Source organism: Bradyrhizobium sp. UFLA05-89, assembly GCF_059803475.1.
Window position 1 is genome coordinate 1 of record NZ_JBANBA010000239.1, and the last position, 2,846, is coordinate 2,846.

The 2,846-nt window shown below is 56.3% G+C and carries 2 protein-coding genes; both read left to right on the forward strand.

The annotated features are described in order from the left end of the window. A partial coding sequence (locus SO139_RS45910) for a hypothetical protein (RefSeq protein WP_498542125.1) occupies window positions 1-378 on the forward strand: 378 nt, incomplete at its 5' end. A gap of 1,433 nt (window positions 379-1,811) precedes the next feature. Further along, on the forward strand, window positions 1,812-2,732 hold the full coding sequence (locus SO139_RS45915) for a dihydrodipicolinate synthase family protein (RefSeq protein WP_498542126.1): 921 nt from the start codon (window positions 1,812-1,814) through the stop codon (window positions 2,730-2,732). Window positions 2,733-2,846: the final 114 nt, after the last annotated feature.

Below are 2,846 nucleotides of genomic sequence, written 5' to 3' on the forward strand. Positions count from 1 at the left end.
AATCCACCAATTGCTCTGCAACCGGTTCGAGCCCGAGAATGCCGACAATCCCGCACATGCGGATCAATATCCCCCAACCTCAAAGATAACTTTCAACGCAGCTTCATTGTTCTGCACACGCGATCGCCCAAGATACTAAAACAACTATTCGAGAAGATTGATGATTTCGGCTCAGCGATGTGCCGTTATCTTCATTCACGCTTACGCGCGAGGTCGCTTCAGCAGTCCCATTTCCCCAAGCCGCAGCGCGCCTTCGGTAAAAGCGATCGAATACCAGCACGTGAAAACAGCAAAGCAAACGACCGCTTCGAAGCAATTCGAATAGTCATGCGCGAGCCGATGGATGCCGCATTTTATCGCAAACCATGGGACGCATAGCATCTTCTCCCGGTAACGAAGATAACAATCGTAGTCACAATAGGGCTGTCGCGTGCACATATCTCGCAAGTAACCTGTCTCCAAGCATCGATGACACTCGGCGCAGATAGACGAACTGCTTGGCGTCCTGTGATTTACCAAAATGAACTTCATGATCGTTGGCTGCGCTGAGATTCATTCGTGGAGGACCAACTCGACAACAGAGGTGCCAATGCTGTTAGAACGAAGCGCATAGCTTATTTACGAAACCTCCGCCTCAACGCTGTCCCTCACGCTCGGCACACAAAAGAGGCCCGGCCACATTCAGTGGCCGGGCAAAGTCAGTCTAGGGAGGAGCGACGCTGCTAACATCGCGCCAGCTTCCATCGGCAGCAGGAGGGCTACCACCGATGGTCCATTTGCGGCGAGGGCATTCGCCGCTAACCTTAAGCCACAAAAGGCCAATGTACGTTCCGAGCAAAATTTGGCGTTTCTTTCTTCTGTTCAATTGAACCAGAGTTCAAGGAATTCGGCCTAATGCTCGGCCCGATACAAGGATTTGGAGAACAACGGCCAACCCTTTGGGCGGTGCCGGCCGCGCCGAACCCGCGCGGCACTAGGTGAGTGGCCAGACTGCAGCGCGTGGCTTGATGCCTGACGTACACCCAAAATGTTTCTCCTCGCCTAGGCAAAGATCGATAATCATTCTGATGGGACCGAGGCTTTTCTCCAAACCGACGTCTTCTTATGCGACATCCAACAAGGTTGGTAAAATTCATTGTATTGATGTACCGCATCTACATCATGGATATTGTGGAGGCGCTCATTCGAGCTCAAGACCCCGGGCGCATCATCCGTAAGAGTTTGGGCAGGTCAGCAGTCGAACTGGCATGCAATTAGTCTTGGGCTTGGCTCTATATCGTGGCGCCGAACGGAGCCGTGCTTTCTGCAGGTGAGCGGCCAAACTTTTTTACTTAGATCGCCGCTCAACTGGCTGGATACGACGTTTTCGTTGGGAATTTTTAGGATGGGTATCAACTCGGGTGGCGACAGCACTTCGATGCTGCTGGGCGAGCCAGGATTGGGGGGCCTATCGGTTCTATCTGCCAAAGGAACGGCTACGGCCTGATGGAAAACAACTGACTGATTTTGGTCAAGAAGCTGGCGATCGGTTTGCAAACGGTGTCGTCTTCGTCTGTCTGGCGGCCATCCTTACCGACATGCTATAAGAGGGCGCGCCTTATGCGCGCCGCCGTCAGCCGCTTCTCGTCGGAATTCGCCTGCCTTGAAGGCGGGCAGTACAATTTGGCGGTCACGCGAGACGGCATGGAATCTGGATAGAAATTCGGCGCCCATTTCCGCGGTTCCGAGTCGGTTTGCTTTGCTCACGCCGGAAAATAATGAGGAATAGGAGGCGGGCCATGCCCCGACATGTGAACTATGTCCCGCACGGCGTGATTCCGGCGGTGCTGCTGCCATTTGATGGCGATCTCACCATCGACGAGGTGAGTTTCCGTAAGCACCTTCGAGGCGTCGCCTCTGTGCAAGACCTCTCGGCCATCACCGTCAATGCGCACTCGACCGAGGTTGGCTCTTGCAGTTTCGACGAACAGCGCCGGGTGCTCGACATCGCGCAGGACGAGATCGGAACCAAGCTGCCGCTGATCAACGGCATCTGGGCCGACGGCAGCCTTGAGGCGGCACGCGTTGCGCGCATGGCAACACAAGGCGGCGCTTCCGCACTCTTGGTATTCCCGCCGGCGCTGTTCACCCTCGGCCAGTCGCCGGAAATGGTGCTCGCACATTTCAAGCGCATCGCCGACGCGACCGACCTGCCGCTGATCGCGTTCCAGTATCCGCTCGCGACCGGTCAAGGCTATCCGAAGGACACGCTGCTGAAGCTGTGCGCGCAGGTACCGACCATCCGCGCCATCAAGGACTGGATCGGCAACGTGCCGCATCACGAGTGGCACGTGCGCACGCTGCAGAATCTGCCGCGGCCCGTGAATGTGCTCACCACGCATAGTGCCTGGCTGTTATCTTCCCTGGTGCTCGGCTGCAATGGATTGCTGTCAGGCTCCGGCAGCGTGATCCCAGAATTGCAAGCGCGCCTATTCCGCGCGGTGAAGGGCAACGACTTCGTCGAGGCAAGGCAGCTCAACAACCGCATCGAACCGCTGATGCGAGTGTTCTACGCTGATCCATTCGTCGACATGCACAACCGCATGAAAGAAGCGCTGGTGCTGTGCGGTAAATTGCCGCGCGCAGTAGTGCGCCCGCCGCTGGCGAAGATTGAGCGATCGGAGATCACGCGCATTCATCAGGGGATGATCGAGGCCGGTCTGCTCGACAAGAGTGCGCACGATCCGGTGTAAAGAACACAGCAGAAAAGATTATCGACCTTCGGTTCCTGGGCGGATTCAAGCGGTCGTCGCAACACCTGAACGAAGGAGGTTGCGATGGGCATTCGAAAGCGACGATCACACCGT